The sequence below is a fragment of the Oceanicaulis sp. UBA2681 genome (assembly GCF_002354675.1).
GTDB lineage: Bacteria > Pseudomonadota > Alphaproteobacteria > Caulobacterales > Maricaulaceae > Oceanicaulis > Oceanicaulis alexandrii.
The window spans coordinates 123,867-146,246 of the sequence record NZ_DEMB01000010.1; the positions used below are offsets into that span (position 1 = coordinate 123,867).

General features: G+C 63.6%; 21 protein-coding genes. 9 read left to right on the forward strand and 12 right to left on the reverse strand.

Annotated elements, in window-relative coordinates; genetic code table 11:
- Positions 1 to 4: 4 nt before the first annotated feature.
- From rsmA to B3M53_RS07340, 6 genes are all read right to left on the reverse strand, one after another.
- Positions 5 to 859, reverse strand: a complete 855-nt coding sequence (gene rsmA, locus B3M53_RS07315) for a 16S rRNA (adenine(1518)-N(6)/adenine(1519)-N(6))-dimethyltransferase RsmA (RefSeq protein ID WP_286800019.1) — start codon at positions 857 to 859, stop codon at positions 5 to 7.
- The gene (gene pdxA / locus B3M53_RS07320) at positions 856 to 1,845 is read right to left on the reverse strand and encodes a 4-hydroxythreonine-4-phosphate dehydrogenase PdxA (protein ID WP_273020180.1); all 990 of its coding nucleotides are present in this window, start codon (positions 1,843 to 1,845) and stop codon (positions 856 to 858) included. The genes rsmA and pdxA overlap by 4 nt, the downstream gene beginning before the upstream one ends.
- Positions 1,842 to 3,077: a peptidylprolyl isomerase gene (locus tag B3M53_RS07325; RefSeq protein WP_160091886.1), complete on the reverse strand. Its 1,236-nt coding sequence runs from the start codon at positions 3,075 to 3,077 to the stop codon at positions 1,842 to 1,844. Before B3M53_RS07325 ends, pdxA begins: the two co-directional genes overlap by 4 nt.
- 81 nt (positions 3,078 to 3,158) lie before the next feature.
- Complete coding sequence (locus B3M53_RS07330) at positions 3,159 to 5,333, reverse strand: LPS-assembly protein LptD (protein ID WP_273020181.1); 2,175 nt, start codon at positions 5,331 to 5,333, stop codon at positions 3,159 to 3,161.
- Between the two features lie 71 nt (positions 5,334 to 5,404).
- Entirely contained in the window at positions 5,405 to 6,508 is a 1,104-nt protein-coding gene (locus tag B3M53_RS07335; protein ID WP_273020182.1) for an LptF/LptG family permease, read from the reverse strand.
- Between the two features lie 2 nt (positions 6,509 to 6,510).
- A complete protein-coding gene (locus tag B3M53_RS07340) occupies positions 6,511 to 7,635 on the reverse strand; it encodes an LptF/LptG family permease (protein WP_022702011.1) in 1,125 nt (374 codons plus the stop codon).
- A gap of 156 nt (positions 7,636 to 7,791) precedes the next feature.
- Between B3M53_RS07340 and B3M53_RS07345 the strand changes: the two genes are divergently transcribed.
- From B3M53_RS07345 to B3M53_RS07370, 6 genes are all read left to right on the forward strand, one after another.
- Entirely contained in the window at positions 7,792 to 9,261 is a 1,470-nt protein-coding gene (locus tag B3M53_RS07345; RefSeq protein ID WP_273020183.1) for a leucyl aminopeptidase, read from the forward strand.
- Positions 9,262 to 9,319: 58 nt separating this feature from the next.
- Positions 9,320 to 9,769: a DNA polymerase III subunit chi gene (locus tag B3M53_RS07350; protein ID WP_273020184.1), complete on the forward strand. Its 450-nt coding sequence runs from the start codon at positions 9,320 to 9,322 to the stop codon at positions 9,767 to 9,769.
- On the forward strand, positions 9,766 to 10,068 hold the full coding sequence (locus B3M53_RS07355; RefSeq protein ID WP_273020185.1) for an I78 family peptidase inhibitor: 303 nt from the start codon (positions 9,766 to 9,768) through the stop codon (positions 10,066 to 10,068). The genes B3M53_RS07350 and B3M53_RS07355 overlap by 4 nt, the downstream gene beginning before the upstream one ends.
- A 78-nt stretch (positions 10,069 to 10,146) precedes the next feature.
- Positions 10,147 to 10,851, forward strand: coding sequence for a hypothetical protein (locus tag B3M53_RS07360; protein ID WP_273020186.1), 705 nt, complete (start codon positions 10,147 to 10,149; stop codon positions 10,849 to 10,851).
- Positions 10,852 to 11,055: 204 nt separating this feature from the next.
- Positions 11,056 to 11,412 (forward strand): TA system antitoxin ParD family protein, encoded by a 357-nt coding sequence (locus tag B3M53_RS07365; protein WP_160091882.1) that lies wholly within the window; start codon positions 11,056 to 11,058, stop codon positions 11,410 to 11,412.
- On the forward strand, positions 11,409 to 12,002 hold the full coding sequence (locus B3M53_RS07370) for a zeta toxin family protein (RefSeq protein WP_160091881.1): 594 nt from the start codon (positions 11,409 to 11,411) through the stop codon (positions 12,000 to 12,002). Before B3M53_RS07365 ends, B3M53_RS07370 begins: the two co-directional genes overlap by 4 nt.
- Here the strand turns inward: B3M53_RS07370 and B3M53_RS07375 are convergent.
- Both B3M53_RS07375 and B3M53_RS07380 read right to left on the reverse strand, forming a co-directional pair.
- Positions 11,999 to 13,624, reverse strand: a complete 1,626-nt coding sequence (locus B3M53_RS07375) for an acyl-CoA synthetase (RefSeq protein ID WP_273020187.1) — start codon at positions 13,622 to 13,624, stop codon at positions 11,999 to 12,001. The two genes, B3M53_RS07370 and B3M53_RS07375, sit on opposite strands and share 4 nt — an antisense overlap.
- A 117-nt stretch (positions 13,625 to 13,741) precedes the next feature.
- Entirely contained in the window at positions 13,742 to 15,631 is a 1,890-nt protein-coding gene (locus tag B3M53_RS07380) for an ABC-F family ATP-binding cassette domain-containing protein (protein ID WP_273020188.1), read from the reverse strand.
- A 208-nt stretch (positions 15,632 to 15,839) separates the two neighbouring features.
- Here B3M53_RS07380 and B3M53_RS07385 point away from each other — a divergent pair, with 208 nt between their 5' ends.
- Together B3M53_RS07385 and ndk are read left to right on the forward strand one after the other, a co-directional pair.
- Positions 15,840 to 16,544 carry a DUF2268 domain-containing putative Zn-dependent protease gene (locus B3M53_RS07385; protein ID WP_169447531.1) on the forward strand — a complete coding sequence of 235 codons (705 nt, stop codon included), beginning with the start codon at positions 15,840 to 15,842 and terminating at the stop codon, positions 16,542 to 16,544.
- A 119-nt stretch (positions 16,545 to 16,663) separates the two neighbouring features.
- Positions 16,664 to 17,086: a nucleoside-diphosphate kinase gene (gene ndk / locus B3M53_RS07390; protein WP_160091877.1), complete on the forward strand. Its 423-nt coding sequence runs from the start codon at positions 16,664 to 16,666 to the stop codon at positions 17,084 to 17,086.
- A 60-nt stretch (positions 17,087 to 17,146) separates the two neighbouring features.
- Here ndk and B3M53_RS07395 read toward each other — a convergent pair whose 3' ends face one another.
- The gene (locus B3M53_RS07395; protein WP_286800022.1) at positions 17,147 to 18,598 is read right to left on the reverse strand and encodes a S41 family peptidase; all 1,452 of its coding nucleotides are present in this window, start codon (positions 18,596 to 18,598) and stop codon (positions 17,147 to 17,149) included.
- A 131-nt stretch (positions 18,599 to 18,729) separates the two neighbouring features.
- On the opposite strand from B3M53_RS07395, the gene B3M53_RS07400 reads away from it, so the two are divergent.
- Positions 18,730 to 19,962, forward strand: a complete 1,233-nt coding sequence (locus tag B3M53_RS07400) for a winged helix-turn-helix domain-containing protein (protein ID WP_273020190.1) — start codon at positions 18,730 to 18,732, stop codon at positions 19,960 to 19,962.
- On the opposite strand, the gene arfB is transcribed toward B3M53_RS07400, so the two are convergent.
- The 3 genes from arfB to purN are packed head-to-tail and all read right to left on the reverse strand — an operon-like array spanning position 19,959 to position 22,379.
- Complete coding sequence (arfB, locus tag B3M53_RS07405; protein ID WP_273020191.1) at positions 19,959 to 20,369, reverse strand: alternative ribosome rescue aminoacyl-tRNA hydrolase ArfB; 411 nt, start codon at positions 20,367 to 20,369, stop codon at positions 19,959 to 19,961. The two genes, B3M53_RS07400 and arfB, sit on opposite strands and share 4 nt — an antisense overlap.
- 1 nt (position 20,370) lies before the next feature.
- Positions 20,371 to 21,687 carry an MFS transporter gene (locus tag B3M53_RS07410; protein WP_273020192.1) on the reverse strand — a complete coding sequence of 439 codons (1,317 nt, stop codon included), beginning with the start codon at positions 21,685 to 21,687 and terminating at the stop codon, positions 20,371 to 20,373.
- Between the two features lie 35 nt (positions 21,688 to 21,722).
- Positions 21,723 to 22,379, reverse strand: a complete 657-nt coding sequence (gene purN, locus B3M53_RS07415; RefSeq protein WP_273020193.1) for a phosphoribosylglycinamide formyltransferase — start codon at positions 22,377 to 22,379, stop codon at positions 21,723 to 21,725.
- Position 22,380: the final 1 nt, after the last annotated feature.

Sequence of the window (22,380 nt, forward strand, 5' to 3'; positions counted from 1 at the left end):
GGGCCTAGCCCCGGGCCGCGCGCCAGGCTTTGGCAAGCTTGAAAAAGCCTTCGGGCGGAATGGTTTCCGCGCGCGCGCCGGGGTCTATTCCGGCGTCATCGAGCAGCGCCTCTGCGCTTTTGCCCGTCTGGCTCGCCGCCGGGCCGAGCGATTTGCGCAAGGTCTTGCGGCGTTGGCCGAATGCGCTTTCCGTTACGGTTGAGAGCGCCTTGAGGTCTGAAAAACGCTGATCCTCGGGCAGGGGCTCAAGCACCACGACCGCGCTGTCCACCTTGGGTGGCGGGGTGAAGGCGCGGGCCGGAACGGTGAAGGCGTAGCGAGATTTGGCCACGGCGGCGGTCAGAATGGCGAGCCGCCCGTATTGCTTGTCGCTGGCTGTGGCGACCACGCGTTCGGCCACTTCCTTTTGAAACATCAACACAAGCCGCGTCCACCAGATCGGATCGGCCTGCAGCCATTTGATCAACAGAGCTGTCCCCACATTATAGGGCAGGTTGGACGCCAGCATCCGCTCGCCTTCAAAGGGCAGGGCGGCTTCATCCACTTTCAGCGCATCGGCTTCGATGATGGAGAAGCGGCCCGGCGCAACTTCGCCGATCTGTTCCAGCGCCGGCACGAAGCGGCGGTCCTTTTCGATCACCGTCACGCGCGCGGCGCCTTCGCTGAACAGTGCGCGCGTCAGCCCGCCGGGACCGGGGCCGACTTCCATGACGGTGGCGCCGCTCATATCCCCGCACAGCCGGGCGATCTTGGCGGTCAGATTGAGATCGAGCAGGTAATGCTGGCCGAAGCGCTTGTCCGCGTTGAGCCCGTGTTCGGCGATCACCGCGCGCAGCGGCGGCAACTGATCCATGCTCATGACGCAGCCTCTCGGTGGCGCGTCATCAGATCCGCCTGACGCAGGGCGGCGATCAGGCTGTCAGGCCGCGCCACGCCCTGTCCGGCGATGTCAAAGGCGGTGCCGTGATCGGGGCTGGTGCGGATGACCGGAAGCCCCAGCGTGATGTTCACGCCGCCATGAAAATCGAGGGTTTTCACCGGGATCAGCCCCTGATCATGATACAGGCAGATCGCGGCGTCATAGTCTGCGCGCGCCTCTTCATGAAACATGGTGTCTGGCGGCAAGGGGCCGACGATATCCACGCCGTCACCGTGCAGTTGATCCAGAGCGGGGGCGAGGATGTCGATCTCCTCACGCCCCAGGGCGCCGTTTTCGCCTGCATGGGGGTTCAATCCAGCGAGCGCCAGACGGGGTTCGGCGAGCGCGAAATCGCGCTTCAGCGCATCGCGCACCACATGTGCGGTCTTCACCACAGCCTCAGCCGTCAACGTCTGTATCGCTGTCAGAAGCGGGGTGTGGATTGAGACGAGCGCCGTGCGCAGGCCGCCGCCCGACAGCATCATCACCGGGCCGCGTGCGCCGTGCATCGGCAGGTCTTCAGTGAGGTGTGCGATAAACTCGGTATGGCCGGGAAACTTGAACCCGATCTCATACAGCCGCGCCTTGGAGACAGGATTGGTGACGATAGCGCTCGCTTCGCCTGAGCGGACAGCGTCTACCGCCGCCTCTATGGAGCGCACGGCGGCTTCAGCCTCGGTCTCAGACGCTTCAAGTGCGATCACCGGCAGGAAGTTCGAGAACACCTTGCGCGCTTCGTCCGCGTCCGAGACACGCTCAGGACGGGGCAGGTCAAGCAGCTCCGCAGCCGCCAGCAGGGGCGCCGGGTCGCCATAGACCACAAAGCACGCATCTTCATCGCGCAGGGCGCGCCAGGCTTTCAGGCAAAGTTCAGGGCCGACCCCTGCAGGATCCCCAAGGGTCAGAGCCAGAGGTGCGCGGATCACCGGATTTCGATGGTGGCGTCACGGCGCAGATCGCGCAGCCAGCGGCGCGACAGCAGGGACAATTGCTGATTGACCAGCTGGTTTTCGATCTGCTCCGGGCTCGGCACGCCCGGACCGGTCAGCGCCTTGTCGCACAGCACGAACACCTGAGCGCCCGCCGCCGTGTCCAGCACTGGCGTGGCGGAAACCGGCTCAAGCCCGCTCAAGGCGTCACGAATGGTCGGCACAAGCGCGTTTGCGCCCACATCGCCCAGATTGGTGACGAAAACGCCGTCGATGCCGCTGACAGCCTCTTCCAGCGCGTCGCAGCTATTGATGCCGCTCGCCGCCTCAGACAGCGCTGCGCGCTTTTCATCGGTCAGCTGAGAGCGGGGCAGGGTGATCTGGGTCAGGGTCAGCTGTTCGACCACCTGGCCATCGCGGCTGTCGATCAGGGCGACCATCTGGAAGCCGCCAGGCACGCGGATCGGATTGGAAATTTGACCTGGCTGCATCTGTTCCACGACTTCAGCCACTTGGGGACGCAGACCCGACAGGGGCAGATAGCCCGTATCGCCGCCTGCGCTGGCGCTGGCCGCGTCAGAGAATTGCTGGGCGACCGCCTGGAAAGGCGCGCCCTGACGCAGCTGGTCATAAATGGTCTGAACGACGCCGACCGCCCGCTCTTCGCCGCCATCGGGGGTGATCTGCACGAAAATCTCGCCCAGACGATATTGCGGTTGGGAGGCGGACTGAATGAACCGGTCCAGCGCTGTCTCGATCTGCTGATCGGAGATTCGAATGCGCGAGCGATAGCGGCCGCTGACCAGAATTTGCCAGGCGATTTCCGCTTTCACCTGCTGGCGCAGCGTATTGATGTCGATGCCGCTGGCGGTGAGGTCGGCTTCCACCTCTTCAACGGTCGCGCCGGAGCGCGCCGCGATGTCGCCGATGGCGTCATCCACTTCCGCTTCGTCCACTTCGAGTTCGAACTCGCGCGCTTGTTGAAGCTGAAGCGTTTCATCCACCAGACCGCGGATGGCCTGATCCTGGATGCGCGCCAGCATCTCTTCAGTGGGCTGGACGCCCGCCGAGGAAATGATCAGCCGCATGCGATCGCGCACATCCAGCGTGGTGATCGGCTGGTCGTTGACGACAGCTGCAATGCCTTCCACCTGCTGGGCGGAGGCTGTGGGCGCAGCGGTCATCATTGCGATGCCGGCGAGGATAGTCAGCGCGAGTCGGAACGCCATGTAAGAACCATAAGGTTAGAGGTGTTCGGGCAAGATACCGATACCACAGACTGACGCAATCGCCCGACTGCGTGTCAGACGTTAATCATCACTCAGGCCGCCCAGTGTGAACAGCACGATCTCAAGTTTGACGGAGTCGCTGGGGCCCAGATTGGCCACATCGATATTATCGCGCTCCCAAAGAATACGCAGGCTGGTGCATTCATCGCGATATTGCAGTCCCGCGCGCTGGCGGCGGATTTCGTTCTCTTCAAGGTCAATCACGCCGTCATAGACCACAGACCAGTCCTCGGTGATTGCGAAACCGGCGCTGGCCGTCACCTCCTCCAGCTGTCGGGTGGAGGCGGCGTCGGTGCGGCGGGTGTATCGCGTGTTCATCGAAACCCGCCAGGCGTCAAAACCGGCGGTCAGGTCCAGACGATTGATTTCCTGGCTTTCAGAATCGATCCGGGCGCGGGCGTCGAGGTCAAACTGGCCCAGATCAAGCTCGATCTGCCCGATCCAGTCCGAATCATCGTCGGCCAGACCGCTGGAAGCCGGGAAGCGCTGATCGCCGTCCAGACGGAAGCTGCGGCCTGCGAACACTTCCAGCTCGCCAGGCAGGGCGCCGCGCCAGTCTGCGGCGACGGTCAGGCCCACATCCAGGCGGGCGCCGTCTTCCCACAAATCATAGCCATTGGCGCGGGCGGCGTCGAACAACTGGCTTTGCTGAAACTCGATCGACAGGCTGTCGACATTGACCGGCGTGCTGTCGGCGTTGTCGCTGCTGGCGATGATCGCGGCCATGCGCGGCGCAATCAGCCAGTTCACGCTCTCGCCCGGCCGAACGAAGGGCAGGCTGAGATCGAGGCCCGCCGCGCCCAGCGAGCGGGTCAGATTGGTGCTGTCTATCTCGTTGCCCGACGCGTCGGTCTCATTGAAGGCATATGCGTCAGCGCGCGCCAGAGCGAACGCCTCAGCCCTCAATCCGCCGGGCAGGATGGTCGGTCGGGTCCAGTCCAGCGCCAGGCTGGCGCGCGTATAATCATCACCGGCGTTTCGCTGCAGATTGGCGGTGTTGAAGCTGAAATCCAGATCGCCCGCCCATCTCGGCATCGGCAATTCAGCGCCGAACCGGATCAGGGGCGAAATCAGCGGCAGGGTGTCGTCATCGACGTTTTCCTGCAGCTTGTTGAAATGGATCACCGTGGCGTCGCCATGGAAATGTTCGCCATCACCGATGAAGAACACCTGGTTGAGCAGCATGCGCTGATCGCGAATCTCGAACAGGCCGTCAGCGCGGTCCGGGGATTCCTCGAATCCATAGCGGCGCAGATACAGATCACCGCTCACCGCCTCGACGCCAAAGCCCCATCGGAAATTCTGGTTGAAGCGGAACAGGCCGTCCGCGAACACATGGCCGCGCAGCTCTTCGTCGCCGAATTTACCGTCCTGATCGAACTCCTGCTCATAGGTGAAGCTGGTCTGGACGTTCATCTCGCCGGAATAGAAACGGCGGCTCCAGTCCAGCTGCAGGAGCGGGTTCACCTTGCCCATATAGCGCGGTGAAACGATCAATTCTTGGGACGGTCCGATGGCCCACAAATAGGGCTGCTGATAGCTGAAGCCCAGACGATTGGAGCTGTTCAGAACCGGGAACAGAAAGCCTGACTGGCGCGCGGCGGACGGGTCGGCATGGGCGAAAACCGGAGAGTACAGGATCGGTCGGCCCAGCACTTCCAGCCGCACATTGCGGTAATAGATCACCTTGTTCTGGGTGTCGCGCACCACCCGGCTCGCTCGCAGGCGCCAGGTGGGTTCGTCCTCGCCGCTCTCGCACAGCTCGCAAGCGGTGTAATAGGCGTTGGACAGCTCCACCGAGCCGTCCGGGCGGCGCAGGGCTGCGCCTGCGGCGGCGCGGCCATTGTTTTCAAGCAGGGTTGCAAAGCCGCGCGCCACGCCTTCGCGCAGATCATCGCTCAGCTCGACTTCCTCTGCGAATTGCGCGGGTTCGCTGCCGTCAAAGATCTGCACGCCGCCGCTGGCGACCACGCGATTGAGGGCGGGGTTGTAGATCAGTTCTTGCGCAAACAGCACCCGGTCGCCCGATTGCAGCCGGACATCGCCCCGCGCAATATACAGGCCCTGCTGCTGATCCTGGATCAGCTCGTCCGCGTCCAGATACACCCGATCATTGCTGACAGTCTGCGCCATCGCTGCAGGGCTTGCCGCCGCCAACAGGGCGGCCAGTGCCGCAGATCGGTACAACGCGTTCATGATCAGTGTTCAGTCCCTTGGCCCATGCCCCAGCTAACCCTGTATCGGATTGGGGCGCCAGCGTCCACGCATCAGCCGTCTTCGGTGGCTGCGATAAAGAATAAACCGGCCAGTGAGAAGAGGGCGGGTGTGGTCCAGGCGGCGGTGGGCGGGGTGATCGCCCCGGACGCCCCAAGGCCCAGCATCAGTTCCTGGCTGAAATAGAGAATGAACCCCGCTGTCGCGCCCGCCACCGCGAAGGCGGCTGCTCCGCCCAGGCGATGCAGGCGCAAGGTGGCGGCGATGCCCATGAGCGCAGCTGCGACCAGCATGAGCGGTTGCGCCAGAAGGCCGTGCCAGCGCAGCTCATACGCCAGCGATGATAAACCGGCGTCACGCGCGGAATTGATGACGGCGGGCAATTGCCAGAACGACACGGCGCCGGGCGAGCGGGCGCGTTCAAACAGAGCCTGTCGCCCCACATTGGTGGGAAGCGCCACATCGCCCAGAGCCACGGCCTGGCCGCCCGGCGCGTACTCCACTGCGTTCATAAGGCTCCAGAAGCCGCCATTGAGCTCAGCCTCATCGGCGGTGATGCGGCGATCCAGTGTCGGCGCGCCAGTCTCTGACAGAACATATTGGCGAAACACCGGCTGGGTCAGAGAGGCGTCGTCCCCGCCTTGCTGCTGGGCTGTGATCATGGTGTAGCCGGTCGACGTCGTCTCACGCAGCCAGACCGGGCCGGACTGGTCCGCGCCGCTGGACTGGCCTTCGCCTTCAAACAAGGCTTCACGCGTGGCTTCGAACCGGGCGTTGGACGCGGCGCCCAGCGGATTAAGCGCCAGCGTGCTGACGGCCCCCGTCAGCGCCGCCAGGATCGCCACCGGCGCCAGAATGCGCCAGGCGGAATACCCCGAGGCCCGCATGACGATCAGTTCAGACCGGCGGTTGAGCCGGAAGAAGGTGAACAACACCCCGAACAGCACGATGAAGGGCAGGGTGTCCTGCACCAGCAGCGGCACTTTCAGCATCGACAGGTGCAGCGCCTGAAAGGCGGAAATGCCGACTCGCGTGCCGATATCGCGGGAGGTCTCGACAAAGTCGATCAGCATGATCACGGCGGTGATGATCAACGCTGCGCCGATCAGCCCGATCAGGGTCTGGATGAAGATATAGCGCCAGAGACGTCCGAACATGCTCAGGCCTCCGCCAGTGTTGCCGGCGAAGGCGCGGGCCGGGGCGCCCGGCGACGCGGGCGCCCGATGATTGCGATCGCAACCGCAATGCCCAGGAGCGGCACGAGATATTGCACGGCGTTCATGCCGTCATCGGATTCCGCCGCCGCCTGCACGCCAAAGCCCACAAGGCGCAAGATCACGGCGCTCGCGCCGGCGATGATCAGATTACGCCCATAGCCGATCCGGCGATGTTCGCCGGACATGTAGGCGGCCAGAGCGATCAGCGCGAAAGCCAGGCTGTAAAGCGGGGCGGAGAGCCGGTAATGCCCCTCGGCCAGCAGCCGGTCCTTGCCGCCGGCGCGGGCGATGTCCGCAGGGGTGGGGCGCAACAGCTCGGAGAGGAATTTGTCGCTCTCCTTGAAGAACAGCGAGGCCGTGTTGTCCACGAACACGGTGAGCTCGACCTTGGTGCTGTCAAAACTGAGATTGGTCAGAACGCCCGACTGGTCGATCTGGGTGCGCACCCCGTCTTCGAGCAGCATGACCGGGCCGCGTTCTGTCGCGGCGATCCGGCCGCGCCGGGCGGCGTAGGCGGCGGACTGGCCGGTGCGCCGGTCGACGATGAAGACGTCATTGAGCACGCTGTCATCACTGATCTCGCGCACATAAAAGGTCACCTGATCGCCCAGCGGCACAAACTCGCCCTCGCGCATGAAGCTGGCGGCGAGGTCGGTGCGAATCTCGAACAATTGCTGGCGCATCTCGCGAAAGCTCGCCGGCTGGACGAACAGATTGATCACCAGATTGACCAGGACCACATAGATGGCGAGGCGCAGGAAGGGGCTGACGCGCTGGAACCGGCTCATGCCCGCCGCCGCCGCGACCGTCAGTTCAGAATCGCTCGTCAGCCGGTTCAGCGAAATCGCCACGGCCAGAAACACCGCGATCGGCAGCAGGAGCGCGATCACCTGCGGCATGGCCAGCACGGTGATGTAGATCAGCACCAACGCCGTTTCGCCGCGTTCCGCCATCAGATCGAGATTGGAAAGCGACTGGGTCAGGACCGCCAGACCGGTCAGCGCCGCCATGGCGCCCAGGAAGGGCCAGAGCGCCTGTCTGAAAGTATAGCGTTGAAACAGGGTCATTCGGCGCCAATGTGTGAACGGACGAGCAGTCAGTATCCATGAAGACCGCATCTTCTAACGCGGGTTGGGATGCGATACCACTGCCCGCATGGAGTTCTCCAACGGGCCGCGCGGTCCTCGCGCGCCGTAATCTTGCAGATACTAGAAAGGCTTGCCATGAAAATCCTGTTTGCCGCCTCAGCGTCTGGCGATGCAGTTGCAGCGCCGGTTTACGCCGACCGCAAATTGTCGGACGCCGCGAAGGCGCTTGATTCGGCGACCTCCGGCGCAGTGACCCGCGCGATTGAAGCGTCTCGTTTCAAGGGCGGCGCCGGCGATCTTCTGGAAATTGCAGCGCCCGCGGGCGTGGATGCGACCCGCATCGTGCTGTTCGGTCTGGGCGAGAAATCCAAGCTCGACGGCAATGGCGCCGAGAAGGCCGTGGCGGGCGTGATCAAGTCGGTCCTGACGTCTGGCGCCAAGGCGGTGTCCGTGCATCTGGATGGCGACGCTGATCAGCTGTGCCGCGGCGCGCTGGGCGCGACCCTGGCGAGCTACCGGTTCGACACCTACCGCACCAAGCTGTCAGAGGACAAAAAACCCTCCGTCACCAGCGTCGAGATGGTGTCCAGCCATGCCTCCGCCGCTGAAAAGCTCTGGGCTCAATGGGGTCCGGTCGCCGACGGCGTGACCCTGGCGCGTGATCTCGTCAACGAAACCCCGAACGCGCTCTATCCCGAAAGCTATGCCGAGAAGGTCAAGGAAATCAGCAAGCTGGGCCTTGAAATTGAAGTCTTCGGTGAAGAAGAGATGGAGAAATACGGCATGCACGCCCTGCTGGGTGTGGGCCAGGGTTCGGTGCGCGAATCCAAAATGGTCGTGATGAAGTGGGATGGCGGCAAGTCCGGCGACAAGCCGCTCGCCTTCATCGGCAAGGGCGTCACCTTTGACTCCGGCGGCATCTCGCTGAAGCCGGGCCAGGGCATGGACGAAATGAAGGGCGATATGGGCGGCTCCGCCGCTGTGGTCGGCCTGATGGCCGCGCTCGCCGGTCGTAAAGCCAAGGCGAACGTCATCGGCGTGATCGGCCTGGTCGAGAACATGCCGGACGGCAACGCCCAGCGTCCGGGCGATATCGTCAAATCCATGTCCGGCCAGACCATCGAGATCCACAACACCGACGCCGAGGGCCGCCTCGTTCTGGGCGATGTGCTGTGGTACACCCAAGACCGTTTTGATCCGAAATTCATGATCAACCTCGCAACCCTGACCGGCGCCATCCTGATTGCGCTGGGCCATGAGCATGCGGGCGTGTTCTCCAATGATGACGACCTGGTCGCCAAGCTGGAGAAAGCGGGCAAGGCGTCCGACGAAACCGTGTGGCGTCTGCCGATCGGTCCGGAATACGACCGTCAGATCGACACCCCGAACGCAGATATGAAAAACGTGGGCGAGGGCCGTCTGGCCGGCTCGATCACCGCGGCGCAATTCCTCAAGCGTCACGTGAACGAGAAGCCCTGGATCCATATCGACATCGCCGGCACCGGCATGCATGCGGGCTCCAAGGATCCGCGTCAGCCCACCTTCGGCACCGGCTATGGCGTGCGCCTGCTGGACCGTCTGGTGCGTGACAACTTCGAGGGCTAACGCCCTTTCCGCAGAGCCCCCGGCCTCGTGCCGGGGGCGTCGCCATTCAGGACGCAACATGGCTGAGCTGTGGTTCTATCATCTGGAAAACGCCAGCATTGACCAGGCGTTGCCGGAACTTCTGACCAAGCTGACCGAACGCGGCGGCCGCGCTCTGGTGTGCAGCCAGGAAGAGGCGCGCCTTGATCATCTCGATGCGCATTTGTGGACCTTCCGCGAAGACAGCTTCCTGCCTCATGGCCGCGAGAGCGCGCCTCAACCCGAAGACCAGCCGATCCTGCTGTCTGATGGGACGGATAATCTCAACAAAGCTGACATGCTCTTCTGCCTCGACGGCGCCGATCCCGGCGATGTGTCCGCCTGGGAGCGGGTGGTGGTGATGTTTGAAGCGTCCGACGAAACCAGCCTGGCGCGAGCCCGCGCGCTCTGGGCCGCCCAGAAAAAGTCTGATATTGCCATTAGCTATTGGCGGCAGAACGAAATGGGCCGCTGGGAGCGCAAAGCATGATCCGTACACTCACCCTCATCGCCGCGGGTCTGACGCTGACCGCGTGCGCCTCCATGCCGCTGGAAACCGGGCCACAATCGGAGTTCGCGGCGGAGACCGGGGACCAGATGCAACTCTGCGCCGCAGAGGCCTATCAGGTGCTGGTGGGCCAGCCCGTTGGCGGGGTGCACACTGACAGCCTGCCGCGTCCGCACCGGGTGTATGGCTCCGGCGACGTCGTCACCACAGATTACCGCCCGGACCGCCTGAACATCGTCGTGGGCGATGACGGCACGGTGGCCGAGGTGAAGTGCGGCTAAAGGCGTTAACGCGCCAGCTTGATCTCTTCGAGCATCTGAAGGATTCTTCTCGCCAGTTGATGGGCTGGGGAGAGCGCCATGATGACACTGATGATGCTGGCGGTGACGCTGGCGACGGCTCAAGACGCGTCGCAAGACGCTATGCCGCAAGACGTCGCGCCTATGATCGAGCGCACGCAAAGCTATGAAATTCGTTACGGCCGCTCAGACGGCGTTAATACCTGGGAGGCTGGCCCGTATTCGGGAACTTGGTCAGGGCGCGCTTCGTCGATGAATGTGATGAATGTGCGTCGCCGTAACGCCACCCGCACGCAACTGACCGTCAACGGCCCTGGCTTTGAGGACGGAACTGTCAGCCTGTCCTGTGCGGGCGGGGAGTCCGAGTTTGAGCTGTTCTGGATCACCTGGGATCGTCAACAGCTGAGCTATGTCTGCACAATCAGTCGGAACGGCGAACCCATCGACAGCCGGTTAGAGCTCGCCTTCCAGCGCGGTCGGGGTTTCTTGGGAGCCGGGCGAAATGAACGCGCTGGGCAGATGGTCCATGAAGGCCAGACCGTACAGTTTGAGACCCAACGCTTGAGCGGCATAGCCTTTCCGTCCGGGAAGGTGCCCGGATATGTGGTCCGCGCTGACGGGCGTGAGATCGCCGGCATGGATTACGGCGTTATGCGCTCAACGCTCTACTTGCCAGCTGAGGATGATCCCTATCGTGAAATCGCTCTGCTGACGACAATCGCGCTGGCGACGTTCTTTGATCCGGCGAACATGCCGGGCAATTAGCCCTTTGATGAAACAGGCGGGATTGCGAAGCGGTCCCGCCTGTCGTGTTTATCCATTTCCCGCGCGCATTCGTGGTGCATGCCTGTCTGGAACTGGCCGGGTAAGGACGGCGAGGGCATCGGATAGTTCTATGGGTAGGGGCCAGACTTATGCGCCATTTGCCCGGCGGGTGGCAAAATGCTACCTTGTTGGCAGGAGGCGATCATGGCCCAGTCTGTGAAACTCAGTGATGACATCATGAAGCTCGTTCGGACTGAGTCCGAACGGCAGAGTCGTTCGATCGCCGGTCAGATCGCCCATTGGGTGCGGATCGGTCGCGCCATCGAGACCTCGGGCAATTTCGATCATGCCCGCATCAACGCCGTTCTGGCGGGCGAGGCGGCTCCGAACACCCTCTCTGATGAAGAGCACGATGTCTGGCTTGACGCGTTTTCAGCCGCTCTGGCTGAGCCCAGTGAAGGTGAAGAGGCGTTCTTTGAGGGGCGTCGTCAGCTGGGCCGTGGCGTTGGGCTTGATGAGAACGGCGAGCTGGTGCGCGAGACTCCCGACGCCGCTGCATGACCCCTGTCATGATTGTGCTGGCCGGCCCCAACGGGGCGGGCAAGTCGACCCTTTATGAAACCCGCGTCGCGCCGATCTTTGCAGGTCCCTTCATCAATGCCGACCTCATACAGCGTGATGAGCTGAAGGATGGCGCGCTGGACGCGTCCTATGAGGCGGCGCGCATCGCGACCGAGCGCCGGGCGGCGTTCATCGCCGACAAGCGCGATTTCGTCACCGAGACGGTGTTCTCCCACCCCTCCAAGCTGGCGCTGGTGGATGAGGCGAAAGCAGCGGGCTTCACCCTGATTGTCATGCATGTCGGCGTCGAGACGCCGGAGCTGTCCGTCGCGCGGGTCAAGGCGCGGGTGGATGAGCACGGCCATGCCGTGCCCGAGGACAAGGTCCGCGCCCGGTTCGAACGCTGTGGCGCGCTGATCCGCCAAGCGGTGCTGAAGGCGGATCGCGGTTTCGTCTATGACAATTCGCGGCTCAACACCCCGCCCAAACGCTGTCTCGAGTTCAAGCGGGGCATGCGCCAGGTCGTGCGTCCGATCCTGCCGGACTGGATCCGCACGCTCTACGCCGATGAGCTCGTGCTATCGCGCTAGCCCATCTCCCTTGCCCGTTCGCGCAGCACGAATTTCTGGATCTTGCCGGTGGCGGTCTTGGGCAGTTCGCCGAACACCACCAGACGCGGCGCCTTGAAGTGCGCCAGATGCTCGCGTGCATAGGCGATGATCGCCTCAGGCGTTACATCGCTTCCGCTCTTTAACTCAATGAAAGCGCAGGGCGTTTCACCCCATTTCGCGTCAGGTTTGGCCACGACGGCCGCCGCCGCCACATCAGGATGGCTGTAGAGCACATCCTCCACCTCGACCGAGGAGATGTTCTCGCCGCCCGAGATAATGATGTCCTTGGAGCGGTCCTTGATCTCCACATGGCCGTCGGGATGAGTGACGGCGAGGTCGCCGGTGTGGAACCAGCCGCCCTTGAAGCTTTTCTCGGTGGTGGCGGGGTTTTTCAGATACCCTTTCATCACTGCATTGCCGCGGATCATGATCTCCCCAAGGCTTTCCCCGTCCCAGGGCAGCGGCTCCAGGGTTTCCGGGTTCGCCACCATCAGGTCTTCCTGGGTGATGTAGGGCAGGCCCTGACGCGCCTTCAGCCGCGCGCGCTCTTTCAGGGGCAACTCATCCCATTCCGGCTTCCACGCGCAGGCGATGGACGGGCCGTAGACTTCCGTGAGGCCGTAGGTGTGCGTCACCGTCACGCCCATCGCCTCCATCCCCGAAATCACGCTGGCGGGCGGGGAGGCGCCGGCGGTCATCATGGCGACGGGGTGATCAAATGTGGGCCGTTCCTTTTCTGGCAGCTGGATCATCATGCTCATCACGATGGGCGCGCCACAGAGGTGTGTGACCTTGTGCTCGGCGATGGCGGAGAGGATGGCGAAAGGCTCGACCTTGCGCAGGCAGACATTGACGCCCGCCTTGGCCGCAATCGTCCAGGGGAAGCACCAGCCATTGCAGTGAAACATCGGCAGCGTCCACAGATAGACCGGGAAATGGGGCAGATCCCATTCCATGGCGTTGCCGAGGGCATTGAGATAGGCCCCGCGATGATGGGTGACGACACCCTTGGGATCGCCCGTGGTGCCCGAGGTGTAATTGAGCGCAATGGCGTCCCATTCATCGGTCGGACGATGAAACTCAAAGTCCGGATCGCCCTCTTTCAGGAAGGCCTCGTACTCGATCTCCCCGATCAGATCGCCATGCTCGGCGAGGGGATCGTCGATATCGATGATCAGGGGCTTTGTTTCTAGCGCCTCGACGGCCTGAGCGATGACGGAGGAGAATTCGCGATCCACCAGGATCACCTTGGCTTCGCCATGCTTGAGGATGAAGGCGATCGCTTCTGCGTCGAGCCGGATATTGAGCGCGTTGAGCACGGCGCCGGACATGGGCACGCCGAAATGCGCGTCCACGAAGGCGGGAATGTTCGGCGCCATGACCGCGACCGTATCGCCTCTCTTTACGCCACGCTTTGACAGCGCCGAGGCGAGCCGGACCGAGCGTTCATACACCTCGCCCCAGTTGCGGCGGATATCGCCATGGATGACAGCGAGCTTTTCAGGATAGGCGCGGGCGGTGCGCGTCAGAAAGCTGATCGGGCTCAGCGGCACATGGTTCGCCGCGTTGCGATCAAGATCGGTGTCGTAGATAGAGCCCATGTCAAAACACTCCCCGGGATCACGTTCTCAAGACGTTTGATCCGCATTTGGACACGGGGAGTGTCTCTGGACAAGGTGACCGCCGGTCACACGACTTTAGGCTTAGACCGTCGGGGTTTATCCGGCCTGCGCCGCCTGCGTCGCCGCCTCGAGCGCTTCTTCGGCTTCCAGCCACGCCATCTCCGCCTCGTCGATCAGATCCACGCATCTGGAACGTTTCTTGGTCAGCTCGGTTGCGAGGTTGGGGTCCTTCTCCCACAGGCCATCGACCGCGAGCCCGGCGTCGATCTTCTCAAGCACGCCTTTGAGGCGTTCGATCTCTTTCTCGCATTTGGCCGCTTGCGCCCTCAAGGGTTTGAGCTTTTCGCGCGCGGCTGCGGCGTCGCGCCGGTCCTGGGTCTTCTGCCCGCCTAGGGGTTTGGATTTGTCGCGCGGTTTGACTTCGCCCGCCAACAGCTCTCGGCGGTAATCATCCATATCCCCGTCATAGGGCTTGATCGTGCCGTCTGCGGCGAGCCAGAGCCGGTCCACGCAGCTTTCGATCAGATCCCGGTCGTGGGAGATGATGATCACCGCGCCCTCGAAGGCGTTGATGGCGTTTTTCAACGCTTCACGACTGTCGATGTCGAGGTGGTTGGTCGGCTCGTCGAGGATCAGAAGATGCGCGCCGTCAAAGGTGATGAGGTTCATCAGAAGGCGCGCCTTCTCGCCCCCTGACAAATTCTTCGCCGGCGTTTCCTGACGGTTGGCGGGCAGGCCGAAGCGGGCGAGGCGGGCGCGGCGCTCGGCTTCAGTGGCGTCCTCCATGCGCTCGAGCACATGGGTGTAGGCGGAATGATTGGCCGACAGGGCGTCGATCTGGTGTTGGGCGAAATGGGCGACCACGGCCTTCTTGTGCATGCGCATGGCGCCGTCGGTGACTTTCAGCGCGCCGGTCAGGAGCTTGGTGAAGGTGGATTTGCCCGCGCCATTGCGGCCCAGCAGACCAATGCGGTCATCGGTGTCGATGCGCATGTCCATGTTGCGAAGGATCGGCTTGTCGTCTGAATACCCCGTCGCGCAGGCGTCAAAGCGCACCAGCGGATTGCCCATGCGGCGCTCGGCGTGCGGAAACTCAAACGGCGCGACCGGGTCTTCCACCATGGTGGCGACAGGTTGCATCTTCTCCAGCCGTTTGACGCGCGACTGGGCCTGTTTGGCCTTGCTCGCCTTGGCCTTGAACCGGTCGACGAAGGCTTGCAGGTGACGGCGTTCGTCTTCCTGCTTCTCCACCATCTTCATCTGCAGGCGCTGACGCTCGGCGAGCTGGCGCTGGAACTGGTCATAGCCGCCATCCCAGACCGACAGCTTGAGATCCTTGAGGTGGACGATGGAATGCACGGATGAGTTCAGAAGGTCGCGGTCGTGCGAGATGATCAGCGCGGCGCCGGGAAATTTCTGAAGGTGGGTCTCCAGCCAGACCGCGCCTTCCAGATCGAGATAGTTGGTCGGTTCATCCAGCAGCAACAGATCGGGCTGGGCGAACAGGGTCGCCGCCATCGCCACGCGCATGCGCCAGCCGCCGGAAAACTCGGCGCAGGCGCGCCCCTGATCGGTCGCGCTGAACCCAAGACCGTTGAGGATCGCGCCCGCGCGCGCCTCAGCCGAGTGCGCGTCAATATCGGCGAGCCGGGTCTGGATGTCCGCGATGCGATGCGGGTCCGTCGCGGTTTCCGCTTCGGCGAGCAGAGCGGTGCGCTCAAGATCAGCGGCCAGCACGAAATCCATCACCGGGGTCTGCCCCGCCGGGGCTTCCTGGGCCACCGTGCCGATGCGCGCGCCGGGCTGCAAGCTCACCGATCCGTCATCGGGGGTGGCGTCGCCCAGGATCAGCCGGAACAGCGTGGATTTGCCCGTGCCGTTGCGCCCCACCAGCCCCATGCGGGTCTTGGCGGGGAGGAACAGCGTCGCCTGATCAAACAGCAAGCGTCCGTCGATGCGGTGGGAGAGGTCATTGATGTGCAACATAAGGCGTGCCGGTTACATCGCCCTGACGCGGCGGGCAAGCCGATTGCGCGGAGGCGAGTGACCCTCAGGCTGTCCAACTTGTCATGGATTGGTAATCCCAGGCCCATGACGGGAGCGTTAGTCATGACGGCATAACATTACAGAACACAGGTTGGTTATGGTCAGAACACTTACGCTCGCCCTCATGCTGGGCGCTTCGGGGGGCACGATGGTCGCGCTTGCCCATCAGCCCGCCGACAGCGTGCAAAGTGCGGTTTCCGTATCGTTTGAAACAGGCTCGGAGCATGACTTCACGGCATCAGAACGCGCGGTGATTTCACGGATTCTCACTGCGGCGCATCAAGCGACGCAGGCGGATTTTCCCGCGCTGCCTGACAGCGTCTCCGTGACGGTCGTGCCGATTCACCGTCCCGGCGTGGACGCGCTGGGCGGGGTGACAGGCCGGGCGCAGCGCCCTGGCGAGCTGGTGATCGAGCTCTCGGTCACCTATCCGGGCGGCGTCGAAGCGGCGGCGCAGGCAGGCCTGATGCGCACCGGGCTGCATGAGATGCACCATCTGGCGCGCGGCTGGACCATCGAAAACAACGCCTTCGGACCGGGAATCGCCATTGCGGCCGCCAATGAGGGCCTCGCCGAGATCTATGCGGAAGCTTATGAAGGACGAGAGACGGCGTATGAGCCGCTCGACGACGACACCTTCCGCGCCTGGGCCGAGGAAATCCGGGCGCTGCCGCGCCGCGCCAATTACGGGCACTGGATGTTCGCCCATCCTGACGGCCGCGAAGCGGTCGGCTATCGCACCGGCGCCGAGCTCGTGCGGCAGGCCATGGCGAACTCGGGACTGGGCATTGTGGAGATCAGCGCACACAGCCCCGATGAAATCTGGCGCATGGCGGGTTTTGAGGGGCTTTAGGGCCATGAGATCAGCGCCAATGGCGGACACGGGTTTTCATACCCGTCCGGCATGGCTATAAGCCGCGGCAAATCCATTCCCCTCTCAATCCTTGAGAGGCCAGACAGGGACTCCGTCACATGGCGATCCAGCGCACCTTCTCCATCATCAAACCCGACGCCACCGCGCGTAACCTCACCGGCGCCATCAACGCCAAGATCGAGGAAGCCGGTCTGCGCATCATCGCGCAGAAGCGCATCCGTCTGAGCAAAGAGCAGGCTGAAGGCTTTTACGCCGTGCACAAAGAGCGTCCGTTCTTCGGCGATCTCGTGAGCTTCATGATCTCCGGCCCGGTGGTCGTGCAGGTTCTCGAAGGTGAAGACGCCATCGCGAAATATCGCGAAGTCATGGGCGCCACCAACCCGGAAGACGCGGCTCCCGGCACCATCCGCAAGGAGTTCGCAGAATCCATCGAAGCCAACTCCGTGCACGGGTCTGACGCGCCGGAAACCGCCGCTCAGGAAATCCCGTTCTTCTTCTCCGACGACGAAATCGTCGGCTAATCTGCGCCAGCAGAGCTGAACGCAAAACCCCGGCGGAGCGATCCGCCGGGGTTTTTTGTGTCAGCGCCCCTGACGCTCGATATGAGCGATCGCAGCGTCCAGCATCACATCGCCCTGATCGCCAAGCCTCGGGCCGGGCAAACGAACATCCGGCTCCAGCGGGTGGGTGTGCGTGTCGCCATTGGGGCGGATGATCAGCGCCTTGGGATAGCCCGCCACAATACCTGAATGGGGCAGGGTGAACTGCTCCATGGCGCCCAGCGTGGTGGTCATGTCGGTGCTGGCTTCGCCGATCACAGCGCCAAAGCCGTAATCTTGCACAATCGCGCCCACCGAGACGGCGTTTGAAAAACTGCGCCGGTCGACGAGCGCATAAACCGCGCCGTCAAACCGCCGCCCCTCACGCGGATGGGCGTAGGGAAGCTCAAAGCTCACCGTTTCGCCATTGGGCGCGCTGTCATAGAGATCAGCCAGCATCTGCGATGTGCTGGACGGACCGCCCGGCGCCGCGTCGATCCGCGCCTGATTGGACGCCGTGCTCAGGTCACTGACGCGAATGCGGAACTCTGAGGCGAAGCGGAACGGGCGGTCGGCGAACCAGGAGATGACCGGATCTGACCAGGAATTGTCCCCGCCCGGATTGTCCCGAACATCGAGGATCAGCGCCTGCGCGCCCTGATCGATGAAGCGCTCAAAGGCGCCGTCGATGAAGGCAGTGTAGGCGGCCAGCGCTTCAGGATCATAGGCCTCTTGCGGGGTCTGGGCGGCCGTATTGTAAAATGGACCGGGACGCAGATACGCGATGTCGCCCGTCAGCATGCGGGCGTCGCGGCCCGACAGATCAATGCGCTCAACGCCCTCGCGGTCTGACAGCGCCGCCATGGGAACGGCGTCGAGCTCGACCTGACGTCTGACGCCCGCCGCGTCTTCAAGCTCGAGCGTGAAGCGCGAGAGCGGGCCGTATTCCAGCCAGATATAATACAGCTCCATGCCCTGCATCTGGCTGTAGGCGAGGGCGGGCGTATCCGCGGAGATGTTGCGGGTCAGGCGCGCCAGCCAGTCCGCATTGGACGCGCCTTCCAGCATCATGATCCGGTCGCCGGGGCGCACACTGGAACCAGTCGGCGCCTGGGTGATAATCACCTCGCCCTCGCGCACCTCAAAGCTCAAGGGAAAGACCAGAGCTTCATCAGACATATGGTCGACAAAACCGGGATTGAACCCTTCAATCCGGGTGTGGGCGATATGGGCGTGGGCGGCGAAACGCTGCAGCGCGGCGTGAAAGGCGGACGGGGTGATCGGGCCGTCGTCGAGCCTGTCTTGCAGCTCCTGGTAATACTGGTCAAAGACCGGCTTGGGCGTGTTGACGTAAAGATCATAATGGGCCGCCTGAAGGCCTTCATATAGCGCCTGGGCGTCTTCTTGCGCCTGATCCGCGGAGATCAGCTCCTGCGCCTGACAGGTCGGCAGCAGGGCGGCGGCGAGCGCGCCGAGCAAAAGGGATCGAACCATGTGTGTCTTCCTGAACTGTGTGGCGTCCCGCACTGGACGCTCATTCACACAAGATCGACAGGCGCAAGATTGCCATGACCACCGCTTCCTGATTGTCTGACCTTTCCTCCTTTTATCGCGTCAGGACTGAAATGAGAGCTGAAACCGCGTTCCGGATGGGAGCCTGGCGAGTCGATCCGGGGCTGAACCAGCTCACGGGACCTGAAGGCGTGGTTGAGCTGGAGCCGCAGGTGATGGACCTTCTGGTCTATCTGGCCGAGTCCAAGGGTGAGGTGCGCTCGAAAGACGAGATCGCCGCTGCGCTCTGGCCAGGCGCCAGCGTCAATGACGACGCTTTGTCGCGTACGGTCTGGAAGCTGCGCCATGCTTTGGGCGATGATGCGAAATCCCCGCGCTATGTGCAGACGGTCTCCCGGCGCGGCTATCGCCTGCTTGAACCGGTCGAGCCGGTCAAAGACACGCCCCGGACGCCTCTGGGCAAGGTGGGCGCGCCGGTTCTGGCGGCGTCGGCGGCGGTGTTGATGGTCATTCTGGTCGGGGCGAGCGTGCTATCGCGGGGCGGGGAGGCGCCGCGTCCGGAGCCTTCTATCCAGACAAACGATGAGACCTCGGCGCTGCTTGATCGCGCGGACGGTTTTTACGCCCAGTATACGCGCTCGGACAATGAAGCGGCCTTGCGGCTTTATGAGCGGGCGCTGGCCCAAGACCCGGGCAATGCGGCGGCGCTGGCGGGACAGGCGAACGCCCTGACCCAGCGGGTCATCCGCTGGGGGCTTGAGGGCGAAGCGAACCGAACCACGCTGACCGAAGCGCTTCAGTCGGGCGAAATGCAGACGCCGCGCGCGCAAGCGGCGCTCTTGCGCGCTGAAGCGCTGGCGCAAGAGGCGACCGAGCTTGACCCCGGACACGCTCGCGCCTGGCGGGCGCTGGGGCTCATCAAGGCGGCGCAATCAGACTTTGACGCCGCACGCCGCGCCTATGACCGGGCGCTGGTGATCGACCCTGAGAACTGGGGCGCGATGATCAACCTGTCAGAGCTTGAAGAGCTGACGGGCCATCCCGAGCGGCAGGCGGAGCTTCTGGCGCGCAGTTTTGAAGCCATGTCACGTGATTACGCCGCCAATCCCGTCGCCATCCGGCCCTGGCACAGCGCGGTAGGCCTGTCGGTCGCGCGTTTGCGGGCTGAAGCCGGAGAGCCGCAACAGGCGGAGCTCTGGTATCGCCGCGTATTGGCGCTGGACCCGCTCAACGCCGAAGCCGTGACCGGTCTCGCTGCGGTGTTGCGCGCGGGCGGGGATGAGGCGGGCGCCGACGCGCTCTGCCGCGAGCTGGAAGCTGCGGGCGGCGGGCGGTGTGACGCCTAGACGTCTGGTTTCTTGCGCATCGCCTTGGTCTGGCTCTTCTTCGCCTTCTTGTCTTTCTGGCGCCTGATCGAGCTGAGCGAGGGGCGGGATTTGATCCGCGGCTTGGGCTTGCGGCTCGCCTGTTCGATCAGCCGCTTGAGCCGGGTGCGGGCCTCGGCGCGATTGCGCTCCTGAGAGCGGTGATCTTCCACATGCAGGATCAGCACGCCGTCCTGGGTCATCCGCGTGCCGGCGAGGCGCACCAGGCGCTGCTTGATCGCGGCGGGCAGGGCGCTGGCGCTGACATCAAAGCGCAGCTGCACCGCGCTTTCAGTCTTGTTCACATGCTGGCCGCCCGGCCCGGAGGATCGCACGAAGCGCTCGGTGATCAGGCTTTCATCAATGCTGAGATCGTCGGTGATGCGCATGTCAGCCAGACACGGGTTTTAGCGAAACGGCGAGCGCCGCGCCGGCCAGGGCGCTGACGGCCAGTCCGATCATGACCCAGGGACCGCTAAGTTGATAGAGCCCGCCCATGATCAGCCCATAGACCAGCAACAAGACGCCGATCACGGTGTTGGAGACGGCGGTGTAACTGGCGCGCGTGTCTTCATCGGCCAGATCCACCAGATAGGTGGACCGTCCCAGACGCACGCCCTGGTGCCCGAACGCGAGCACGAACAGGACGCCGGCATGGAAGATCATCAGCTCGGACCAGGGCGCATCCATCAGAAGGCTCGCCCCGCTTGCAAGGCACGCGGCAGCGCCCGCCAGCCCGCCGGCGGCCAGCACCCAGCGGCTGGATTTATCCGCCAGCCGCCCCCAGGCCCAGCCGCTGACAAAGCCCGCGCTGGCGGACGCCACCAGAAACCCGCCAAGGCCGGCGAGCTCCGCCCCGGTGCGGTTCTGTGCGGCGGACACCAGGAAGGGCGGGGCGATGGAGGTGGCGATCATCAAGGTGCGCGCGGCGACGAACTGACCAAAATCGCGATCGGTCCAGAGCAGACGGATCTGCTTGACCGCTTCGGGAAAGGCGTTCGCCCCGCCCTCGGTCGAACCGGGCGCTTCAGCGAGCTGCAGATAGATGAAGGCCGCGGTCACCCATAACGCGGCGCCGAGAAACAGGAGGCCCGCAATCACCGGCGCCCCGGTATCGGGAGAGACGACCAAAAGACCCCCGAAGACCAGCGCCACCAGACCTGAAATCGTGGTGGCGTAGCCGCTGACCGCGCCGCGCCGGGTTTTGGACACGGTCTTGCCCAGCACGTCCTTGTGACTGACCGAGCACAGGCTGCGCGCTGTCGCGAACAGGGCGACCATGGCGATCAACAGCCAGCCGGCCAGCGCGCCTTCGAGCGTCAGCGCGATCACACCCATGATCACCAGCGCCAGAGCCTGACCCACCGAGCCCGCCGCCCAGACATATTTGCGCTTTTCGCGCTGGCGGATGGCGGTCGCGATAAAAAGCTGAGGCAGGAGCGCCCCGGCTTCGCGCACCGGGGCGAGCAGCCCGACCAGAAAGGCGGGGGCGCCCAGAGCGCCCAGCAGCCAGGTCAGGGTGAGTTTGGGATCGACCAGCGCATCGCCGGTCTTGGTCAGGCTCAGTGAAAGGGTGGAGAAGACCCAGTTGCGCGGCTGATGCTGACAGGCGCTTTCCGGCACGTCCTTGCAGACCCGCGCTTCGTCATCATCGTACAGCGCGGAGTAGACAGTCTCGGAAAGGGTGTCTGCCGGCGTCTCGCTCATCGGTGTCTCCTGTCACGGCCATGCGTGAGCGTGAGCTAGACCGCAGGGTTGATCAGAACAGTTTCGCTGTCCGGCTCGCTGCCTTCGGCGATGCGTACGCTTTCCGCCGAGACGCGCGCCTTGCCATCCGCCACCAGTTTCAGACAGGCGGGGTAGAGCTTGTGTTCGGCTTCCAGAACCCGCGCGGACAAGCTGTCGGGCGTGTCGCCGGCCATAACCGGCACCACGGCCTGACCGATGATCGGACCGTCATCCATTTCGGCGCGGACGAAATGCACGGTGCAGCCATGCACGCGCACGCCTTTTTCAAGCGCGCGCTCATGAGTGTGCACGCCCTTGAAAGCGGGGAGAAGCGAGGGGTGGATGTTGAGCATCCGGTCACGCCATTTCTCGACGAACCAGGGCGTGAGAATGCGCATGAATCCGGCCAGGCACACGATCTGGACGCCCGCTTCGCGCAGTTTGGCGTCGAGGTCCTTTTCGAAGTCCTCGCGGTCGTCATACAGCGTGTGGTCGATAAAGCCTGTGGGCACATCCACCTTGCGGGCGCGCTCAAGCCCTTGCGCGCCAGCCTTGTTGGACAGAACAAGCACGACCTCGGCGGGGAAGTCCGGATCATGGGCCGCGTCAAGCAAGGCCTGAAGGTTTGATCCCCGGCCAGAGACCAAAACGCCGACTTTGGTTTTCGCCATT

Coding starts and splice junctions, on each gene's coding strand:
- rsmA (WP_286800019.1), bottom strand. CDS start 859: ATGAGCATGGATCAGTTGCCGCCGCTGCGCGCGGTGATCGCCGAACAC.
- B3M53_RS07325 (WP_160091886.1), bottom strand. CDS start 3,077: ATGGCGTTCCGACTCGCGCTGACTATCCTCGCCGGCATCGCAATGATG.
- B3M53_RS07330 (WP_273020181.1), bottom strand. CDS start 5,333: ATGAACGCGTTGTACCGATCTGCGGCACTGGCCGCCCTGTTGGCGGCG.
- B3M53_RS07335 (WP_273020182.1), bottom strand. CDS start 6,508: ATGTTCGGACGTCTCTGGCGCTATATCTTCATCCAGACCCTGATCGGG.
- B3M53_RS07340 (WP_022702011.1), bottom strand. CDS start 7,635: ATGACCCTGTTTCAACGCTATACTTTCAGACAGGCGCTCTGGCCCTTC.
- B3M53_RS07345 (WP_273020183.1), top strand. CDS start 7,792: ATGAAAATCCTGTTTGCCGCCTCAGCGTCTGGCGATGCAGTTGCAGCG.
- B3M53_RS07350 (WP_273020184.1), top strand. CDS start 9,320: ATGGCTGAGCTGTGGTTCTATCATCTGGAAAACGCCAGCATTGACCAG.
- B3M53_RS07355 (WP_273020185.1), top strand. CDS start 9,766: ATGATCCGTACACTCACCCTCATCGCCGCGGGTCTGACGCTGACCGCG.
- B3M53_RS07360 (WP_273020186.1), top strand. CDS start 10,147: ATGATGACACTGATGATGCTGGCGGTGACGCTGGCGACGGCTCAAGAC.
- B3M53_RS07365 (WP_160091882.1), top strand. CDS start 11,056: ATGGCCCAGTCTGTGAAACTCAGTGATGACATCATGAAGCTCGTTCGG.
- B3M53_RS07370 (WP_160091881.1), top strand. CDS start 11,409: ATGACCCCTGTCATGATTGTGCTGGCCGGCCCCAACGGGGCGGGCAAG.
- B3M53_RS07375 (WP_273020187.1), bottom strand. CDS start 13,624: ATGGGCTCTATCTACGACACCGATCTTGATCGCAACGCGGCGAACCAT.
- B3M53_RS07380 (WP_273020188.1), bottom strand. CDS start 15,631: ATGTTGCACATCAATGACCTCTCCCACCGCATCGACGGACGCTTGCTG.
- B3M53_RS07385 (WP_169447531.1), top strand. CDS start 15,840: ATGGTCGCGCTTGCCCATCAGCCCGCCGACAGCGTGCAAAGTGCGGTT.
- ndk (WP_160091877.1), top strand. CDS start 16,664: ATGGCGATCCAGCGCACCTTCTCCATCATCAAACCCGACGCCACCGCG.
- B3M53_RS07395 (WP_286800022.1), bottom strand. CDS start 18,598: ATGGTTCGATCCCTTTTGCTCGGCGCGCTCGCCGCCGCCCTGCTGCCG.
- B3M53_RS07400 (WP_273020190.1), top strand. CDS start 18,730: ATGAGAGCTGAAACCGCGTTCCGGATGGGAGCCTGGCGAGTCGATCCG.
- arfB (WP_273020191.1), bottom strand. CDS start 20,369: ATGCGCATCACCGACGATCTCAGCATTGATGAAAGCCTGATCACCGAG.
- B3M53_RS07410 (WP_273020192.1), bottom strand. CDS start 21,687: ATGAGCGAGACGCCGGCAGACACCCTTTCCGAGACTGTCTACTCCGCG.
- purN (WP_273020193.1), bottom strand. CDS start 22,379: ATGGCGAAAACCAAAGTCGGCGTTTTGGTCTCTGGCCGGGGATCAAAC.